13 protein-coding genes and 1 pseudogene are annotated in these 17,118 nt (G+C 52.3%); 4 read left to right on the forward strand and 10 right to left on the reverse strand.

Annotated features, from left to right (window positions below; all coding sequences use genetic code 11):
• The first annotated feature begins 92 nt into the window (after nt 1-92).
• Nucleotides 93-1,136 carry a ferrochelatase gene (hemH, locus tag IEX74_RS14640; protein ID WP_188814758.1) on the forward strand — a complete coding sequence of 348 codons (1,044 nt, stop codon included), beginning with the start codon at nt 93-95 and terminating at the stop codon, nt 1,134-1,136.
• A 71-nt stretch (nt 1,137-1,207) separates the two neighbouring features.
• Here hemH and IEX74_RS14645 read toward each other — a convergent pair whose 3' ends face one another.
• The 4 genes and pseudogenes from IEX74_RS14645 to IEX74_RS14655 all read right to left on the reverse strand — a co-directional run bounded on the left by IEX74_RS14645 (nt 1,208) and on the right by IEX74_RS14655 (nt 4,699).
• Nucleotides 1,208-1,858 carry a transglutaminase-like domain-containing protein gene (locus IEX74_RS14645; RefSeq protein ID WP_229755311.1) on the reverse strand — a complete coding sequence of 217 codons (651 nt, stop codon included), beginning with the start codon at nt 1,856-1,858 and terminating at the stop codon, nt 1,208-1,210.
• Nucleotides 1,859-1,963: 105 nt separating this feature from the next.
• A pseudogene (locus IEX74_RS23510) lies at nt 1,964-2,191 on the reverse strand (transglutaminase N-terminal domain-containing protein); the annotation flags it as partial.
• Between the two features lie 12 nt (nt 2,192-2,203).
• Nucleotides 2,204-3,139: an alpha-E domain-containing protein gene (locus IEX74_RS14650; RefSeq protein ID WP_188814760.1), complete on the reverse strand. Its 936-nt coding sequence runs from the start codon at nt 3,137-3,139 to the stop codon at nt 2,204-2,206.
• 111 nt (nt 3,140-3,250) lie between these two features.
• Nucleotides 3,251-4,699, reverse strand: coding sequence for a circularly permuted type 2 ATP-grasp protein (locus IEX74_RS14655; RefSeq protein ID WP_188814761.1), 1,449 nt, complete (start codon nt 4,697-4,699; stop codon nt 3,251-3,253).
• Nucleotides 4,700-5,274: 575 nt separating this feature from the next.
• Here IEX74_RS14655 and IEX74_RS14660 point away from each other — a divergent pair.
• Complete coding sequence (locus IEX74_RS14660; protein ID WP_188814762.1) at nt 5,275-6,345, forward strand: zinc-binding metallopeptidase family protein; 1,071 nt, start codon at nt 5,275-5,277, stop codon at nt 6,343-6,345.
• 103 nt (nt 6,346-6,448) lie between these two features.
• Here IEX74_RS14660 and IEX74_RS14665 read toward each other — a convergent pair whose 3' ends face one another.
• The 4 genes from IEX74_RS14665 to pxpB are packed head-to-tail and all read right to left on the reverse strand — an operon-like array spanning nt 6,449 to nt 10,152.
• The gene (locus tag IEX74_RS14665; protein ID WP_188814763.1) at nt 6,449-7,639 is read right to left on the reverse strand and encodes an NRAMP family divalent metal transporter; all 1,191 of its coding nucleotides are present in this window, start codon (nt 7,637-7,639) and stop codon (nt 6,449-6,451) included.
• Complete coding sequence (pxpA, locus tag IEX74_RS14670; RefSeq protein ID WP_188814764.1) at nt 7,636-8,412, reverse strand: 5-oxoprolinase subunit PxpA; 777 nt, start codon at nt 8,410-8,412, stop codon at nt 7,636-7,638. The genes IEX74_RS14665 and pxpA overlap by 4 nt, the downstream gene beginning before the upstream one ends.
• Nucleotides 8,409-9,419, reverse strand: a complete 1,011-nt coding sequence (locus IEX74_RS14675; RefSeq protein WP_188814765.1) for a 5-oxoprolinase subunit C family protein — start codon at nt 9,417-9,419, stop codon at nt 8,409-8,411. Before IEX74_RS14675 ends, pxpA begins: the two co-directional genes overlap by 4 nt.
• Complete coding sequence (gene pxpB / locus IEX74_RS14680; RefSeq protein WP_188814766.1) at nt 9,409-10,152, reverse strand: 5-oxoprolinase subunit PxpB; 744 nt, start codon at nt 10,150-10,152, stop codon at nt 9,409-9,411. Before pxpB ends, IEX74_RS14675 begins: the two co-directional genes overlap by 11 nt.
• A gap of 320 nt (nt 10,153-10,472) precedes the next feature.
• On the opposite strand from pxpB, the gene IEX74_RS14685 reads away from it, so the two are divergent.
• Together IEX74_RS14685 and IEX74_RS14690 are read left to right on the forward strand one after the other, a co-directional pair.
• Nucleotides 10,473-13,073, forward strand: a complete 2,601-nt coding sequence (locus tag IEX74_RS14685) for a M1 family aminopeptidase (protein WP_188814767.1) — start codon at nt 10,473-10,475, stop codon at nt 13,071-13,073.
• A 143-nt stretch (nt 13,074-13,216) separates the two neighbouring features.
• Nucleotides 13,217-14,239 (forward strand): ferredoxin--NADP reductase, encoded by a 1,023-nt coding sequence (locus IEX74_RS14690; protein WP_188814768.1) that lies wholly within the window; start codon nt 13,217-13,219, stop codon nt 14,237-14,239.
• A gap of 130 nt (nt 14,240-14,369) precedes the next feature.
• Here the strand turns inward: IEX74_RS14690 and IEX74_RS14695 are convergent, their stop codons facing one another.
• On the reverse strand, nt 14,370-16,136 hold the full coding sequence (locus tag IEX74_RS14695) for a hypothetical protein (protein WP_188814769.1): 1,767 nt from the start codon (nt 16,134-16,136) through the stop codon (nt 14,370-14,372).
• A gap of 160 nt (nt 16,137-16,296) precedes the next feature.
• The gene (locus tag IEX74_RS14700; protein ID WP_188814770.1) at nt 16,297-16,932 is read right to left on the reverse strand and encodes a 4'-phosphopantetheinyl transferase family protein; all 636 of its coding nucleotides are present in this window, start codon (nt 16,930-16,932) and stop codon (nt 16,297-16,299) included.
• Nucleotides 16,933-17,118 lie beyond the last annotated feature (186 nt).

Consider the following 17,118-nt stretch of genomic DNA (forward strand, 5'->3'; position numbering starts at 1 on the left):
TTAAGGAAGAGTGCATGACGAAAAATACTGCCTTCTTCGCAAACCCAGGAGGCCGTACCTTTGTCTACTGACGGACAGCTCGTCTCTTACTTATGCCAACTCCCACTTCCGCTAAGCGCCGCATTGGCGTGTTGCTAGTAAACCTAGGTACGCCCGACTCGCCCCAAACGCCCGACGTGCGCCGCTACCTCAATGAGTTTCTCACCGACGCCCGCGTGATTGACATGCCCGCGGCCGTGCGTTATCCGCTGTTTCAAGGCATTGTGGTGCCGCTCCGGGCGCCGAAATCGGCCAAAATCTACCAGCAGCTCTGGACCGAACGCGGCTCGCCGCTGCTCTACCACGGTCTCGATTTGCAGCGCCTGGTGCAGGAAAAGCTAGGGCCAGAGTACGTCGTGGCTTTCGGCATGCGCTACCAGAAGCCTAGCATTGAGAAAGCTTTGGAAGAATTGCGCGATGCCGCCGTCGACCGCATTATTGTGCTGCCGCTGTTTCCGCAGTACGCCGCCGCCAGCACCGGCTCGGTGCAGGAAAAGGTAATGGAGATTGTGGGTAAATGGTGGGTAGTGCCGAGCATTTCCTTCATCAGCACCTTCACCGATGACCCCGGCTTTATTGCCTCTTTCGCCACCCTAGGCAAAGCCGAAATGGCCAAGCGCGACTACGACCATGTGGTGTTCAGCTACCACGGTATTCCGGAGCGCCATGTGCTGAAGGGTAGCTTCAAAGGCTATTGTCAGCTGGGCAAGTGCTGCAACACCTACAACAAAAACAACCGCTACTGCTACCGCGCCCAGTGCTTCGAAACCTCGCGCCTGTTGGCCAAGGAGCTAGGTTTGGACGAAGATCAGTACACTACCTCTTTCCAAAGCCGCCTGCAAAGCCGCTTGCGCGACCCGTGGCTGCAACCCTATACCGACGAAGTGCTGAAAGGAATGCCCGCGAAAGGCATCAAAAACGTGCTGGCCTTCTCCCCTGCCTTCGTCGCCGATTGCCTCGAAACGACCATTGAAGTAGGCTTGGAGTTCAAGGAGCTATTCGAGCAGGCCGGCGGCGAGCATTGGCAGCTGGTACCTAGCCTCAACGCCACCCCCCAGTGGGCTGACGCTGTGACGGATATGATCCGACGGAACTAGAAGAACTACTTCTTCAAAAGACGAGGGCCCCGACGAGACTGTCGGGGCTCTCGTTGTTGTAGGAGCTAGGGTTACTGTTGTTGCTGCTGCTGCTGTTGTTGGCGCTGCTGCATCTCCAAGAATAGCCGATACGAGTTAACAGGCACTTCCGGGTCTTTCACCTCATACGTGTACGTGGGCTCAGTTGACGCTCTTTCGATGGCTCTGGGCGTACCGTTTTCAATATGCACCGATACTTCCAGCTTGTGCGCACCCATGCCTTTATACGTGCCTTTCACGGGCGTGCAATCCGAGAAATTACGCCCCACTGCGATGCGTACGTGCCCGTCGTTCACGATGCAGTTATTGGTCGGATCGAGACCTAGCCACCCGTAGAAGGGGATGTACACCTCCACCCAGGCGTGGGTAGCGCCTTCCCCGCGCACACCCTCGTCTTTGGGGCAGATATAACCGCTGACGTAGCGCGCCGGAAAGCCAAACATCCGCAGCATAAACAGCAGCAAGTGGGCAAAGTCCTGGCAAACCCCCGCCTTCAACTCCCAGATTTCTTCAACCGGCGTTTCAATATTCGTCACGCCGGTTTTATACTCGAAATTATTGTATACATACTCGGACAACACAAGCGCATTTTTCAGCGGCTTGTCCGAATAATTAACAACAGCGCTTAATACTTCTTTTATTTTATCATAAGAAGCTAGCTTTTCCTGAACTAAGAAGTCCATAAAGGCAGCGTCATTTTTTAGCTCGTTTAAAGCATTCCACTGCTGATTAGCAGGCATCTCATCCATAGGAAATTGGATGGGATTCGTAACAATGTCAACATTAGATTCTATTACTAGCTCTGTATGCGGCTGAATAACAGAAAATACGCCTACTCTATTCCCAAAGTAGTCAACATAGGTTTCTATAATGGGGTGAGAAGAAACATATAGTTCATGCTTTTTCACTTCCAGTCGCTCGTCTTCGATAGGGTATACCATTATCTGGTTGGTACAATCGATTACCGGCGAGGCATACGAGTAGCGCGTAATGTGTTTTATGTTATAGGAAGGCATTTGGCTTCGTGTTTAGCTGTTCCCAAAATAATATTTACTAAAAGCAGTTGCTACTCCAAGCAGCTCGTTTCTTACCTGAAGCAAAAAAGCAGTCAGCACTTCAGGATCTTCGTTCGTGAAGTGACTATACTTCACCTCATTCCTGACTTTACCAATCAGAAACTCAACCTGCTCAAAGCTCTCTGGCAAACTCTCCTCTTTTAAACGCTCAAAATACCGGCTTAATTGATTTAAGCTATACAATAAAGAGTGAGGAAAATACGTATTATAAATAACTTGCTGCAACACATTATCCGGACTGAAATTTCCCTTGTAAGTTTTGATAAAAAACTCGTACCCAAACAAAGAGTAGAGCAAATATCTCAACTCAGGAGTTTCCACCATTTGCTGGGCATCGTGCGAAACGCCTGCCCACTTCACTCTGATAATGTCAGCTATCTGAATAGCACGCTCCAAAAACTTGCCTATATTAATGTAAGCGTATCCTTCATCACGCGACATAGTATTCTTGACTACGCCGGTAAAAAGCACACTGTTTTTCATTAAGATATCGACGCCAGAAACAGGGTCACCGTACTTAATTTGACTAACCAATTCCTCATCGCGCACTAAATGATAATAGTCGTTGAGGCACTGCCATACCTCTTTGGTGATGTGATCTTGAACGGCACGTGCGTTTTCTCTACCTTGCAGAATATTATTGTAAGCAGAGGCGTGATTTAACTTATCTAAAATAAGATGCTCAAGGACTTTAGGCGTATTCCGTTCTACCTGGTTTATCTCCTCTTGGTTAAGCTCACCATAGGCGTATAGCAATGGTCGCCAACTAAATTGACGTATTTCATCCTGAGACGCAATATAATTAGTACGAATTACCTGCAACATAGATTGGGTTCTTTCCATGTAGCGGGCTAGCCAGTAAATGGTATCTGCAACGCGGCTCAGCATTTTTGTTTTATTACAGTTAATATTTTACGCTTACACAGCGACCTAGCTTTCTCCGGAAGCCATAGCCTACTTACAGCGTAGCAAACAGGTATTCTTTTGCGTGCTTCTTTCCTAGCTACCTAGCACCCAGGTATCCTTACTGCCGCCGCCCTGCGACGAGTTTACGACCAACGAACCCTCTTTCAGTGCTACGCGGGTAAGACCGCCGGGCACGATATCTATTCCATCAGGACCGCAGAGCGCGAAAGGCCGCAGGTCGACGCGACGCGGCTGGAGCACCCCATTGATGTAGCACGGCGTTGAAGATAAACTAATGATTGGCTGCGCAATAAAGCTCCGAGGATCTTCGGTAATGGCTCTTTTGAAGTCCTGCATTTGCTCTTCGGTGGCGCTACTACCAATCAGCATTCCATACCCACCCGATTCGTTCGTGCGCTTGATTACCATACGTTCCATGTTATCGAAGACCATCTTCCGCTTATCCGCATCGGCCATCTGATACGTCGGAACATTCTTCAATATAGGCTCTTCGTTCAGGTAATAACGAATCATTTCGGGCACGTAGGAATAAACCGCTTTATCATCGGCAACGCCGTTTCCCATTGCATTTACAATGGCCACATTGCCTTTCCGGTAGGCCGAATAAATACCCGGTACCCCAAGTGCACTATCGGGGTGAAAAACTAACGGGTCCAGAAATTCGTCGTCGACTCGTCTATAAATTACGTCTACCTGCTTTAACCCTTTCGTTGTTTTCATATAAACGAAATGATTATGCACGATTAAGTCCCTGCCTTCTACCAGCCTAATCCCCATCAGGCGAGCTAGGGTCGTATGTTCGAAATAAGCTGAATTGTAAATACCAGGCGATAATAAGACAACAGTGGGGTCGCTGCTTCGTCCTTCCGCAATAGCGCGTAGGTTTCGGAATAATATGTCAGGATAATCCTTAACTGGTTGAACATTATTTTTCGGAAGCAAATCCGGAAAAATCCTGTAGGTTATACTCCTATTTTCGAGCATGTAGGAAACGCCCGAAGGTGTACGCAGATTATCTTCGAGCACGTAGAACTCGCCGTCATGGTCCCGAATAAGATCTACGCCGGCAATGTGGGTGTAAATGTCATACGGCACATCTACGTTCACCATTTCCCGCAGGAATTGCGGGCATGAATAGATTAGCGCTGCCGGAACAATACCATCCTTGATAATAAACTGCTGATGGTATATATCTTTCAGAAAGATGTTAAGCGCTTTCAGCCGTTGCTTGATACCCGCTTCTATGTGTTTCCATTCCTCTTGTTTTATGATGCGAGGAATAATATCAAAAGGAAATATTTTCTCAATACCTTCGCCGCTGCTATACACTGTAAAGGTAATCCCCTGGCTCATGAATAGCTTTTTTGCTAATTCATCCTTGCGCGTCATTTCCGCGCTTTCCAGGTTCTCAATTGCCGATACAAAATTCCTATACTCAGGCCTTATTCCTTCCAGGTTGAACATTTCATCCCAAACATTTGGCTGTTCCTGGTAGGACTGCAACAACGAATTTTCTTTCATAGCTAGGTGTGTGGTCTACACGGAATGTAGTGTTGCGCTTAAATATTTGCAAAGCAAAATGATTTATGCACCGTTCTGCTTATGCTCTGTAGTAATGCTATTGATTAAATGACATTGTTCAAAGTCTTGGCAGACATATTATACGCGTATCATCACCCTAAACGATGCACAAAACCTAGCCTATGGCTTACATTGAATGTGTATCCATCTGACTTTAAGACATATACCGCACGAAAAGCATCTTTCTTGTCGGTAAAAGAGGCTTGTAAGAAGGCTAGCAAACCCAACTTTGAGGTACTATGATTGCAGCGAATTGCCCTGCGCAGGAAGGGTATCACAACAGTAAAAGGGCGTAGCAGCCTCGTTTCGGTATTTGATTTAAGGGTGCTATGAAAGAAAAGCAATAGTTCTGCTGCTAGTGGCTTCTTTTTTCAACCTCAGCAGTAGCGGCATTTTGTTGTCGCATATCTAGCTCATAACCAGTAGAAAGCACAACCTACCTAGGTAGTATTCGTTTGATAGGGGCTTAGCCAAAAAGACTCTTCTTTTAACAACGATAACGGCTTCTGGAATTAATGAGACTCTTTAAATGCAGCCATTGCGGCCAGCTGTTGTATTTCGAAAATACTACGTGCGAGAAGTGTAAATACCCGCTCGGCTTTGAAACTAATAAGTCAAAGTTACTTGCGCTTGTAAAGCAAGAAAACGATACTTATACGTTATACAATGATTCAAAATCTGATCATTATAGGTATTGCGCTAATCATGAGCATGACGTTTGCAATTGGATGGTTCCTCAAAATAGCGAAACACCATTTTGCACAGCGTGCACATTAAATCATACTATTCCGAATTTAAGTAAGCCGGAATATGTGCAGCGATGGAAAGCAATTGAATTTGCCAAGCACCGATTGATTTTCAGCTTGCTGCAAATGAAGCTGCCGGTACTAAGTAAGATCGTTTCTCCGGAAAAAGGTCTATCCTTTGATTTTGTGGCGGATGAAAGCAAGGATAGCAGCCAACGGATTCTGACGGGCCACGAGAATGGCCTTATCACGCTCAATATTGCCGAGGCCGATGATATTGAGCGCGAAATGGCCCGCAAAGCCATGGATGAGCTTTACCGGACGGTGCTCGGGCACTTTCGGCACGAGGTGGGGCATTATTACTGGGATCGGCTGATCGACGGCACGGAACACCTGGCTGAATTCCGGAAGATTTTTGGGGATGACCGCCAAGATTATGGCGAAGCCTTGAAAAAGCACTACGCCCAAGGACCGCCTGCTGATTGGAACCAGCACTACATCAGTGCTTATGCTACGTCGCACCCGTGGGAAGACTGGGCCGAAACGTGGGCGCACTACCTGCACATTATGGATACGCTGCAAACAGCCTCGGCTTTTCAGTTGAGCATCAAGCCGGAAGTGGCGCGTAAGTCGGACCACTTAGAGGTGGAGCTGACGGAAGATCCATACCAGATCAGCGACTTTACCGTCATCATGAACATGTGGCTGCCGCTCACGTTCACCATGAACAGCCTCAACCGCAGCATGGGCCTGCACGACCCGTACCCGTTCATTATTTACCCCGAAGTGATTAAGAAGATGGCCTTTATCCACCGAGTCTGCAACCGGGCGAAAAGCTAGGTTTAGCATTCCAAATAAATGTCATTCTGAATGCATTGAGGAATCTGAGGATACCAACCTAGGTAAATAACTCAGATTCCTCAATGCATTCAGAATGGCAGCTTTAGGCGAACAAGGAAGCGAGCTGCTCGGTAAAGACTTTCGCGCTTAGCACCGTCATCACCAGCACCATCACGCCACCTAAAATAGCTAGACCGACCGGATGGCGATACTCGCCCACGATGTTGCGTCGGTAGGCAGCTACCAGCATAGTAGCCAGGGTAATCGGCAGAATAAAACCGTTGAGCGCACCTGCCAGGATAAGCAAGCTGACCGGCTTGCCGATGGTCACGAAAATGAGCGTGGAAAGGATGATGAAGCCGATGATAATCCAGTTTTCATACTGCGCTACTTTCTGGCTGAATGACTTTAGGAAAGACACTGATGTGTAAGCCGAGCCGATAACGGACGTAATAGCGGCCGAGAACATTACCACGCCAAACAGCTTGTAGCCTAGCTCGCCGGCTGCTAGTCGGAACACGGAAGCAGGTGGATTCGCAGCATCTATTTTCAGGCCTTGGCTAACCACGCCGAGCGACGCCAAAAACAGAAAGATGCGCACGATTGAAGCCACGGTAATACCAGCAGCGGCGCTCGACGTCACTTGCCCTAGCGCGGCTTGTCCCTTCACGCCCGCGTCGAGCAGCCGGTGGCCGCCGGAGAAGGTGATGTAGCCGCCCACGGTGCCCCCGACCAGCGTGATAATCGCCATGAAGTCGATTTTGGTGGGGGCAAAGGTGCGCACCATGGCTTCGGCTACGGGCGGCGCGGAGGTGAGGGCCACGTAGATGATAATGCCAATCATGAGCAGGCCCATGAGCTGAGCGAAGCGGTCCATGGCTTTGCCGGCTTCTTTTACCAGGAAAATGGCAATGGCGAAGGCGGCGGTTACGACCGCTCCGGTTTCTACAGATAGTCCTGTTAGAGCCTGAAGACCTAGGCCCGCGCCGGCTACGTTGCCGATGTTGAAAGCTAAGCCGCCAAGCACAATCAGGAAGGAAATAAAGCCACCTAGCCCTGGTAACACGGCGTTGGCAATGTCGGGCGCCCGCTTTTCTGCCACGGCAATGACGCGCCAGATATTCAGCTGCACTCCCAAATCGACCAGAATCGAGGCCAAGATGACGAAGCCAAAGCTAGCTCCGAGCGACTCGGTAAACACAGTGGTTTGGGTCAGAAAGCCAGGGCCGACGGCGGAAGTGGCCATCAAAAAGCCCGCGCCCAGCAGCACACCTAGGTTGCGGGGCGGCTTCATGCAGTAGGTTGTGTGGACTGAATAATAATGCCTTCCGCCTTCAGAACCTGACTGATTTGCTGAGCAAACTCCACCGCGTGCGCACTGTCGCCGTGAATGCAGATGGTGTCGGCCTGGATGGCGACATCAGCGCCGAGCAGGGAACGAACTTTACCTTCCTTTACCATCCGCAACACCTGCTGAATAGCCTCCTGCGGATCGGAAAGCAAGGCGTTGGGCAAACGGCGCGAGGTGAGCGTGCCGTCGGGCTGATAGGTGCGGTCGGCGAAAACCTCGTTGGCGGTGCGCAGACCTAGCTTCTGGCCAGCTTGGATAAGGGCACTGCCTGCCAGACCATACAGCACCAGCTCCGGATTGACGCGGTACACGGCTTCGGCTATGGCTTGGGCCAGCGCGGGCGTCACGGCGGCCATGTTGTAGAGGGCGCCGTGGGGTTTTACGTGGTGCATCGTGCCACCTTCCGCCTTCACGAAGCTAGCCAAGGCACCAATCTGGTACACCGTCATGTCGTAGGCTTCTTCCGGCGAAATCGCCATTTCGCGCCGGCCAAAGCCGACCAGATCAGGCAAGCCGGGGTGCGCGCCGATGGCAACTTGATGTTGCAAGGCCAAGCGCACCGTTTTCTTCATCACGGCCGGGTCGCCGGCGTGGAAGCCGCAGGCAATATTGGCTGACGTGACGAAGGGCAAAATAGCTTCGTCGTTGCCGAGCTTATAGGCGCCGTAGCTTTCTCCTAGGTCGCAGTTCAGGTCGACGAAAAACGACTCTGTCATAAATGGGTGAGCTTAAAATGCAAGGCTTGTTTGATTTCGGTAATGGCCTTTTCCTGCTGCGCGTACAGCTCTTGAGCTTCTGCCAGCGACACTTCCCGGAAGCGGATTTTTCTACCGAGCTGCACTTGCGCCAAGCAGGAAAAATCGGCGGCTACCACTTGCGCAATGCGCGGATAGCCACCGGTGGTTTGGTGGTCGGCCAGCAAAGCAATGGGGTTGCCTTCATTCGGCACTTGGATGGTGCCAAAAGCCACGGCGCTGGACAAAACCTCCCCCGGCTCCTGTCGGGCTAGGGTCGGCCCTTGCAAGCGGTAGCCCATGCGGTCGGAATCAGACGTGACGATGAATTCCTGCTGCCAGAAGTCGTGCTGGCTTTGCTCCGAAAACAGGTCATATTCCTGCCCCCGGATAGCCCGCACAAAAGGACTTTCGTGCGGCGCTGGGAACAGCTTCGGGTCGGGCGTCCATTTAGCCTGCGCCCACGCATGAGCGGGCTGCGTAGCGATAAGCGCCTGCCAGATTTTGCGACCTAGCTCCGTCAGGCCGGCGCTCGGTACGGCGTCGCCGGTTTTGAAGGCTCTACCACCCAGGCCTCCGATGCCTGCCCGCAGATATGTGGCCTGGCTCCCTAACACCGGCGGCACGGCCAAGCCGCCCGACAAGGCCAAGTACGCCCGGGAGCCGGCCCGCAAGCCGCCAAAAGTCAGCACGCCGCCTGCGCGTACGGCTACGGGGCGGTTCATTTTGATAGGCTCTCCGTTGAGCTTAGGCTGTAAATCGGCGCCGGTGAGAGCAATTAAGTGGTCGGTTTCAAATCGGATTTTTGGGCCTAAAAAAGTGATTTCAATGCCGGCTGTACGCTCCGGGTTGCCCACCAGCAGATTGGCAACGCGTAGGGCAACGGTATCCATGGCGCCGCTGGTAGGTACGCCTTCTTTGCGGTAGCCGCGGCGGCCTAGGTCCTGAATGGTGGTCAGGAGGCCGGGGCTGATAACACTAAGACTCATGCTGTTGGGTGCGCTCGTATTCTCGTTCGGTGATGGGCACAAACCGGATGTAATCGCCGGCGCTCAATAAGCTAGGTGTTGGGCCGTGCGGCGTGAAAAGGCGCAGCGGCGTGCGGCCAATCAGCTGCCAGCCGCCGGGCGTTTGAATGGAATACACGCCCGTTTGCTTGCCCGCAATGCCGACTGAGCCAGCGGGCACTTTCGTGCGCGGCTTTTCTTTGCGCGGCACCACCAGCTGCTCGTTCATGCCACCTAGGTACGGAAAGCCCGGCGCGAAGCCAATCATGTACACGAGGTATTCGGGTTGAGTATGCAGGGCAATAACTTCTTCCTGACTAAGGTGCGTATGGCCAGCGACAAAAGCTAGGTCGGGCGCAAACTTGCCGCCGTAGCACACGGGTATTTCTATGACGTGTGGCGCCGTATTTTCAGCTTCCGTCGTGGTCTGGAGCAGCATCTGCTTCAGCGTTTCTGCTACGCTGTCGGAAGGGCTAGCTTCCTTAGCCAAGCTTACTTCCAAAGGGTTATAATAGACCGTAACCGTCGTAAAAGCAGGCACATACTCCACAAAGCCGGGAAAAGGATGCGCATCCAAGTAAGCGCTCAGCGCCTGCACTTCGTGGTGCGCGTGGCGCTTAATAGCATCGCCGAATTGCACGACCACGGCCGATTCACCCAACGGGTAGAGCTGAACCTCCGCACGCGTGGCCGGCGTCGGGTAAAGGTTTTCCATGCGTTATTGCTTACGGTTTGCAAGTAGCTTAGCGGTTAGTCTGCTGCTAGTTCTGGTGGAATATACAGTCGTTTCGCAGAATTATGCATGTCGCCTACCGGTCCGACGCCCTAGGCGTCGGACCGGTAGGCGTTGAAACGATTTGTCAGTACGACAATCGTGCACCTAGCTTTTGCAGACATCAGCAGCCGACAACCGGTCGGACACTTAGGGCATCGAACCGACAGGCGCGAGTTGTGCAACGTCGGGCAGCTAAAGTAGACTATCATTTCATTCAACCGTTGCTCCTCCCCTAGCCTTTTCTTCGAACGTCAGTCCGCATGAATCATCTAGTTAAAACCTTTTCCCAAACGGGCTTGCTGTTGCTGGCCATCAATCTTAATGCTTACAGTCAGAAGAAGATGGTAGCGGCTAGCGACATACCGGTTGAGAAAGGCGTGTTGGAGGCGCTGGCTAGCGCACGGAAGCAAAACGTGAGTCAGATAACCTACACCCTAGCTTTCACAATTCCAGCGCAAAAGGAAACCGCCATCGCGGCTTCCGAGTCCGTGTTCTTTCACCTGAAGGACAACAAACAGCCACTTCAGCTAGACTTCAAGGAAAAGACGGACCATCTGAAAAAAGTGGTTGTCAACAAGAAGGCTGTGCCAATTGACCACCGCAATGAGCACCTCGTGCTGCCCGCCGCGGCTTTGCGCAAAGGCGCCAATGAGGTGCAGATTGAATTTACCGCCGGCAACTTATCCCTGAATCGTAGCGACGATTACCTGTACACGCTGCTGGTGCCGGAGCGGGCGCGCACGGTGTTCCCGGTTTTTGACCAGCCTAACCTGAAGGCCTCGTTCAAGCTTTCGCTCACGCTGCCCACGGCTTGGCAAGCCGTAGCGAATGGGCCGTTGCAGGATTCCGTCGTGGCGGGCGCCAGCAAGACCTACCACTTCGCACCTTCCGACACCATCAGCACCTACCTATTTTCATTTGCGGCGGGTAAGTTCACGAAGGTTACGCAGCAGCTGAATGGCCGGCCAATGAACCTCTTGCACCGCGAGACGGACCAGAATAAACTTCGCCTGAGCCTAGGTCCTATTTTCCAGATTCACGCGGATGCACTGGCGTTTATGCAGGAGTACACCCAGCTGCCGTATCCGTTCCGCAAGTTCGACTTCGTGGCCATTCCCGATTTTCAGTACGGCGGCATGGAGCACGTGGGTGCTATCGATTACAAAGCATCTTCGCTGTTTCTGGACGACGGCGCCACCCAGGACCAGAAGCTAGCCCGCGCCAACTTGATTTCGCACGAAACGGCCCACATGTGGTTTGGCGATTTGGTGACGATGCAGTGGTTCAACGACGTGTGGATGAAGGAGGTGTTTGCCAACTTCATGGCCGATAAAATCTCGCAGGTGGCCGTGGCTAACTCGAACTACGACCTCAAATTCGTGCTCGACCATTACCCCGCCGCCTACAGCGTCGACCGCACTACGGGCGCCAACCCAATCCGACAGCCGCTGGCTAATTTGCAGGACGCGGGCTCGCTCTACGGCAACATCATTTACCACAAAGCGCCCATCATGATGCGGCAGCTAGAGCGGCTGATGGGCCCGGAAGCGTTTCAGCAAGGCTTGCGCGAGTACCTGATGAAGTACGCCCACGGCAACGCTACCTGGCCCGACCTCATCCAGATTCTGGACGCGCGCACGCCCGCCGATCTGCACGCTTGGAATGAAGTGTGGGTCAACGAGCCCGGCCGTCCCCTCTTCGATTATGACTTGCAAACCACCGGCGGCAAAATCACGCAGTTGGTCCTGAAGCAGCAAGCCGAGGATGGGTCAAACCGAATCTGGCCGCAGCTTTTTGAGGTGCTACTGGTTTACCCCGACGCCGTGAAAGAGCTAACGGTGAACATGAGTGAACGGCAAGTGCGCCTACCCGAAGCCGTAGGCCAGCCAGCACCTAGCTTTATTCTGTTCAACTCCTCGGGGCTAGGTTACGGCGTGTTCCCGATTGAGAAGCAAATGACTGCTGGCCTGGCTTCGCTGCAAAATCCGGTGGCGCGAGCTTCGGCCTACGTGAACCTCTACGAGAACATGCTCAATGGCCGAGTAGTGGCACCTAGGCAGCTGCTGGATGCTTATCGCCAACTTTTAACCAAGGAACCTGAGGAACTGAACCTCAAGTTGCTGACTGGGCAAATGAGCGAGCTTTACTGGAAGTTCTTATTACCGCAGGAGCGCCTAACCCTAGCTCCGGCGTTGGAGCAGGAACTCTGGCAAGCCATGCAGCAGAATGCCGCTCCTAATTCTAAGAAGCTGTTGTTCAAGACGTATCAGTCAGTTGCGTTGACCAAGTCGGCGCAAGATCAGTTGTACCAAGTTTGGGACAAGGAGCAGGCGCCAGCAGGTGTGAAACTGACCGAAGACGACTACACGGCTCTGGCGCAAGCCCTAGCCGTACGCGACTATGCCGCCGCTTCGCCGATTTTGGACCGTCAGCTTACCCGCATCCAAAACGCCGACCGCAAGAAGCGCCTACAATTTCTAATGCCGGCTTTGTCGCCGGATGTGCGCGTGCGGGATGCTTTTTTCGCGTCTTTAAAAGACGAGAAGAACCGGGAGAAAGAAGCGTGGGTGGTAACAGCCCTAGGTTATCTGCATCATCCGCTACGGGCGGCTACTTCGGAGAAATACCTGCCGGAAAGCCTCGCGTTGCTGGAAGAGATTCAACTAACCGGTGACATTTTCTTTCCGTATTCCTGGCTGCAAGCTACGTTCGGCTCCTATCAAACTTCGACGGCCGCTCGCACGGTACGCACGTTTTTGCAGCAGCATCCAACGTATAACCCCAAGCTGCGCGCCAAGATTTTGCAGGCTTCCGATGACCTATTTCGGGCCGAAAAACTCGTACAACGTCCACAAGGTTGAAGGTGTGTAGAGACGCAATATTTTGCGTCTCGTCGTTGAACAACGGTAGCCAAGAGAAAGCTAGGTCAGCAACGACGAGACGCAAAATATTGCGTCTCTACATAAGCCATTAGTTTATTTCAGGTGGCTAATTATTCAATTACATGATTAAACCCATTGTTATAAGCGCCGTTCGCCAGGAAATCAACGAGGTAAAAACCTTGCTGTTTGATGCGCCGGAGCTTGCCTACCAAGCCGGGCAGTACCTCACGTTTGTGCATTCGCAAAACGAGGAAGTGCGGCGCTCCTACTCGATTTCATCGGCGCCGGGGCTAGGTGAGCCGCTGTCGGTTACGGTGAAGCGGGTGGCGAATGGACTCTTTTCCCGCTACTTAGTGGATACCGTACAAGCCGGCGACACGCTGTTGACCATCGGCGCCGGCGGCTTCTTCACCCTGCCCGACAACCTAGGTGACTATGAGCAAGTGTTTTTCTTCGCGGCGGGTAGCGGTATCACGCCCATTTATGCTTTGTTAAAGAGCGTCTTACACCTATATCCTAGGTTGCACGCAGTTCTCATCTACAGCAACCGTACGCCAGAAGTCGCGGTTTTCTACCAGGAGCTTCAGCACCTAGCCTCGCAATTTGCTGATCGGCTGGAAATAGAGTTTCTGTTCAGCAACCACCCCATTCTGGCCCGGGCCCGCTTGTACCGCGACTTGCTGGAAGTATTTGTAAAACAGTACAGCTTAACTACCCCGGAACGCACCCTGGCGTACCTCTGCGGCCCCCTGAACTACATGCGGATGTGCGTGTACGGCCTGCGCGAAATCGGCATTCCATCGGCCAATATTCGGCGTGAAAACTTCAACCCCGAAACGGCGCATCCTTCTTCCGCTGAGCCGTCAGATACTGACCCGCACAACGTTACGATCCAACTTCCCCACGCCACCTATCAGTTTCAGGCGCAATACCCGGTGTCAATTCTACAAGCAGCAAAAGACCAAGGCATTAAGCTGCCGTACAGCTGCGCCAACGGTGTCTGCGGCAGCTGCGTGCTTCGCTGCACGAGCGGCAAGGTCTGGATGGCGACCAACGAGGTGCTTACCGCCCGCGACCTAGCTAAAGGTCTGGTGCTGACGTGCACGGGCTATGCAGCGGGCGGTGATGTGCAGCTAGAGTTGTAGCGCGAAGCGCAGACGCTAGCACGATGTAGCGCGAAGCTCCCGCTTCGCGTATCGTTGAACGATCGGACCTAGGTTGGATAACAAAGATTATCGTTCAACGCGGCGCGAAGCGGGAGCTTCGCGCTACATCCTAATAGTGCGTGTGGTTGACAACCGTACCTTTCAGATAATCAAGGTTTTTCTTGCTGTCTTTGCCGCTGTAGGTCGCTTGAGTATAACCATAAATGCGCAGCACGCCCCGATTCAACGTAATGACTTCTTCGGCGCCTTTGCCTGTGAAGTCGAACATATGAAACACCGGATCAGGAAAGTACAGCTCGCCGGTACCTAGGTCGTTCAGCCGAAACTTGTACCAAAACAGGTCTGTGCTGCCATCGCCGCGCCAGTTGCCGCGCACAAAATCCGGGTTGCCGTTGATCGGGTTGCCGGGCCATTTCTTCACCGGGTTTCCCTGGTTATCAAACCAATACAGCTGGCTCGACAGATACGGCTCGCCGATCTGTCGATTGCCGTAGGTGCGGCCGCCCACTACCACTTGCGGCCCCGGCACGTTGCGCAGGAAGTTACCGACCTGAATCTGTTGGCTGTGCTCGGCGGTGTTCTGCCAGATGATTGTGCCCGTCATGGCCTGGTAGATGAAGATGCCGGCTTCGCTGTTGGCCGTCACAATATCGAGTTGGCCATCGCCATTTACATCGGCAAATTTGTAGCTATCGGCGTGGTCATGGTTGTCGGGCAGCAGGTCAAACCGGTCCCAGATTTTCTTGCCGTTTGTATCGAGCAATAAGGAGCCGACCAGCACTTCATCCAGCCCATCCTGGTTCAGATCGATGGGGTACACGTAGTGACCTAGGTTGTCCTTTTTGCGCTCCTCGGTATGGCTCCATAACGATTTCAGCTTGGCATCATACGCCTGCACGTTAATCGAGCCGCCCATGTCCGTGAACACCACCAAGTCGTTGGGTGCGCCGGGGTGCAGCTTGCCAACCGCCAGGCGAAAGTTGTTGTAGACGTGTGGCAGCGGCTTCGTCGGCCACGCCACTTTCCGCTTGATCTTACCGGTGCGACCGTCGGCCATCACCAGCCACTCCTGCCCTTCCATAAAGCGCCAGTGCACGACTTCAGCTTTGCCATCGTGGTCAAAATCCCAGAGCACGCTGGGCGCCTCGAACTCCGAGCGCTCTTTGGTGTACTCGGTGGGCGCTTTGTAGCTCCACAGCTCCTTGCCGTTGTTATCGAAAACGTGGGCGGAGAAATCGGGCTCCAGCACCATGAAGTCGGTTTGCCTATCGCCATTCACGTCGCCAAACTTCACCGCGTTGCACAACGGCACGGTGTACTCCTTCAGCAGCTTTACATTGGCATTGAGCTGAAAAGGCCGAATGTCTTCCTCCTTGAGGCTCGGGTTTTTCGTCAGGACGAGCACATCGAAAACAGGCCCGGCATTAATGCGCGTTATTTTGATGTTTGCCGTGCCGGGCTGCAACTCAAAGGTGCCGCCCGCCTGCCAGCTCAGCTTATCTTTTCCGAAGCTAGCCGCCGTTACCTTATCGTTCACGGCCACCTTAAACGAGGTATTGTTCTCACCTTGGCTGCGCACAAACAGCGTGTACGTGCCCGCTTCCGGCACCTGCACTTTGGTCATCAGGTTCGTTGCCGATTTCAGCACCAGTGCGGTGTTATCGAACAGCCACGGCACATTCAGCGTCCCCGCATCCGCGATGATGTTGCCCTTCGGAATTTCTTCCAGGAAGCTGGAGGCCGGAATAATCACGGTGCCCGGCAACGGTTGGGCCTGGCTGACACTCGTTGCTGAAGCGTTGGCACGCTGCGGCGTTTGGGCATTGCTGAGCTGCCCTAAGCCTAGTAGCGCGGCCAGTACAAGTAGTTTTTTCATGTAGATAGGCAATTATGTGCGCTGAAGTCCAGCTTCCACGCTCTATCTACAGCCTTTCTCCCGCCTCACTCTCCTGATGTATCCTAGGTTGTGCAAAAACAATAACAGCAACTGCTACACACAGCAGGTTAATCAGGATTTAATATTTCGACCAACTCAATTATACAAAGCAAATATTTTTTATTATCAACTCACTATGTTCTTTATTCGCCACGATATGGCAAGCATAAGAATGATCTAGTACTACCTCGCGGCAATACCAAGGTTCATCTTTCCAGGTAATGGCATTATCAATAAAATTTATTTTATCCGGAGAATAGCTAAGACCTAGGCCAACTGCTTTCAGGAAAGCTTCTTTGCGGGTCCAGTGCGTGTAGAACGCGCGCAGCTTGTCACTACTGCCAACTATCTCCAGCCACTCCTGCGCAGAAAACTGGCTTTGCATTTCCTGTAAAGAAATATCCTTAATTAACTCAATATCAACACCTAGCTTATCATCAAGACTAATTCCGCAGACTACATACGCCCCGGAGTGCGATATATTAAAATCAACCAAGCCATCGAAATAAGGCCGCTTAAACTTAGTATATCTCAGATCAGCAAGTGGATAATCCAGCTTAAGTTCTTTTAAAGCAGTTAACAGCAACATATTACCTAATAAGCCTCGCTGCGCATCCTGCCAATTCCTAAACCGCGCTATTTTATTCTGAATATGCGCCGGGAGTTGCCGTATCATTAATTCAAATTGCGCTGACGGTAGCTGATTATCAAAATGGGTGTAGAATAAATAAATCATTTCAGCAATTTATAGCATCCAAGTGAAAGCTCCGGCAAGCAGACAAGAATAATCGAAGATGTGAGTTTAGATAAGCTTCGACGTTTGGAGAAGCCAAGCAGTGGACGTAATCCTTCACCAAGATCGGGCGAAAACCGGGCAGAACCCACACTGACTACACTTTGTAGCTGCTTTGGCGCTCAGGTT

The organism is Hymenobacter cavernae (assembly GCF_014641455.1).
Classification (GTDB): domain Bacteria; phylum Bacteroidota; class Bacteroidia; order Cytophagales; family Hymenobacteraceae; genus Hymenobacter; species Hymenobacter cavernae.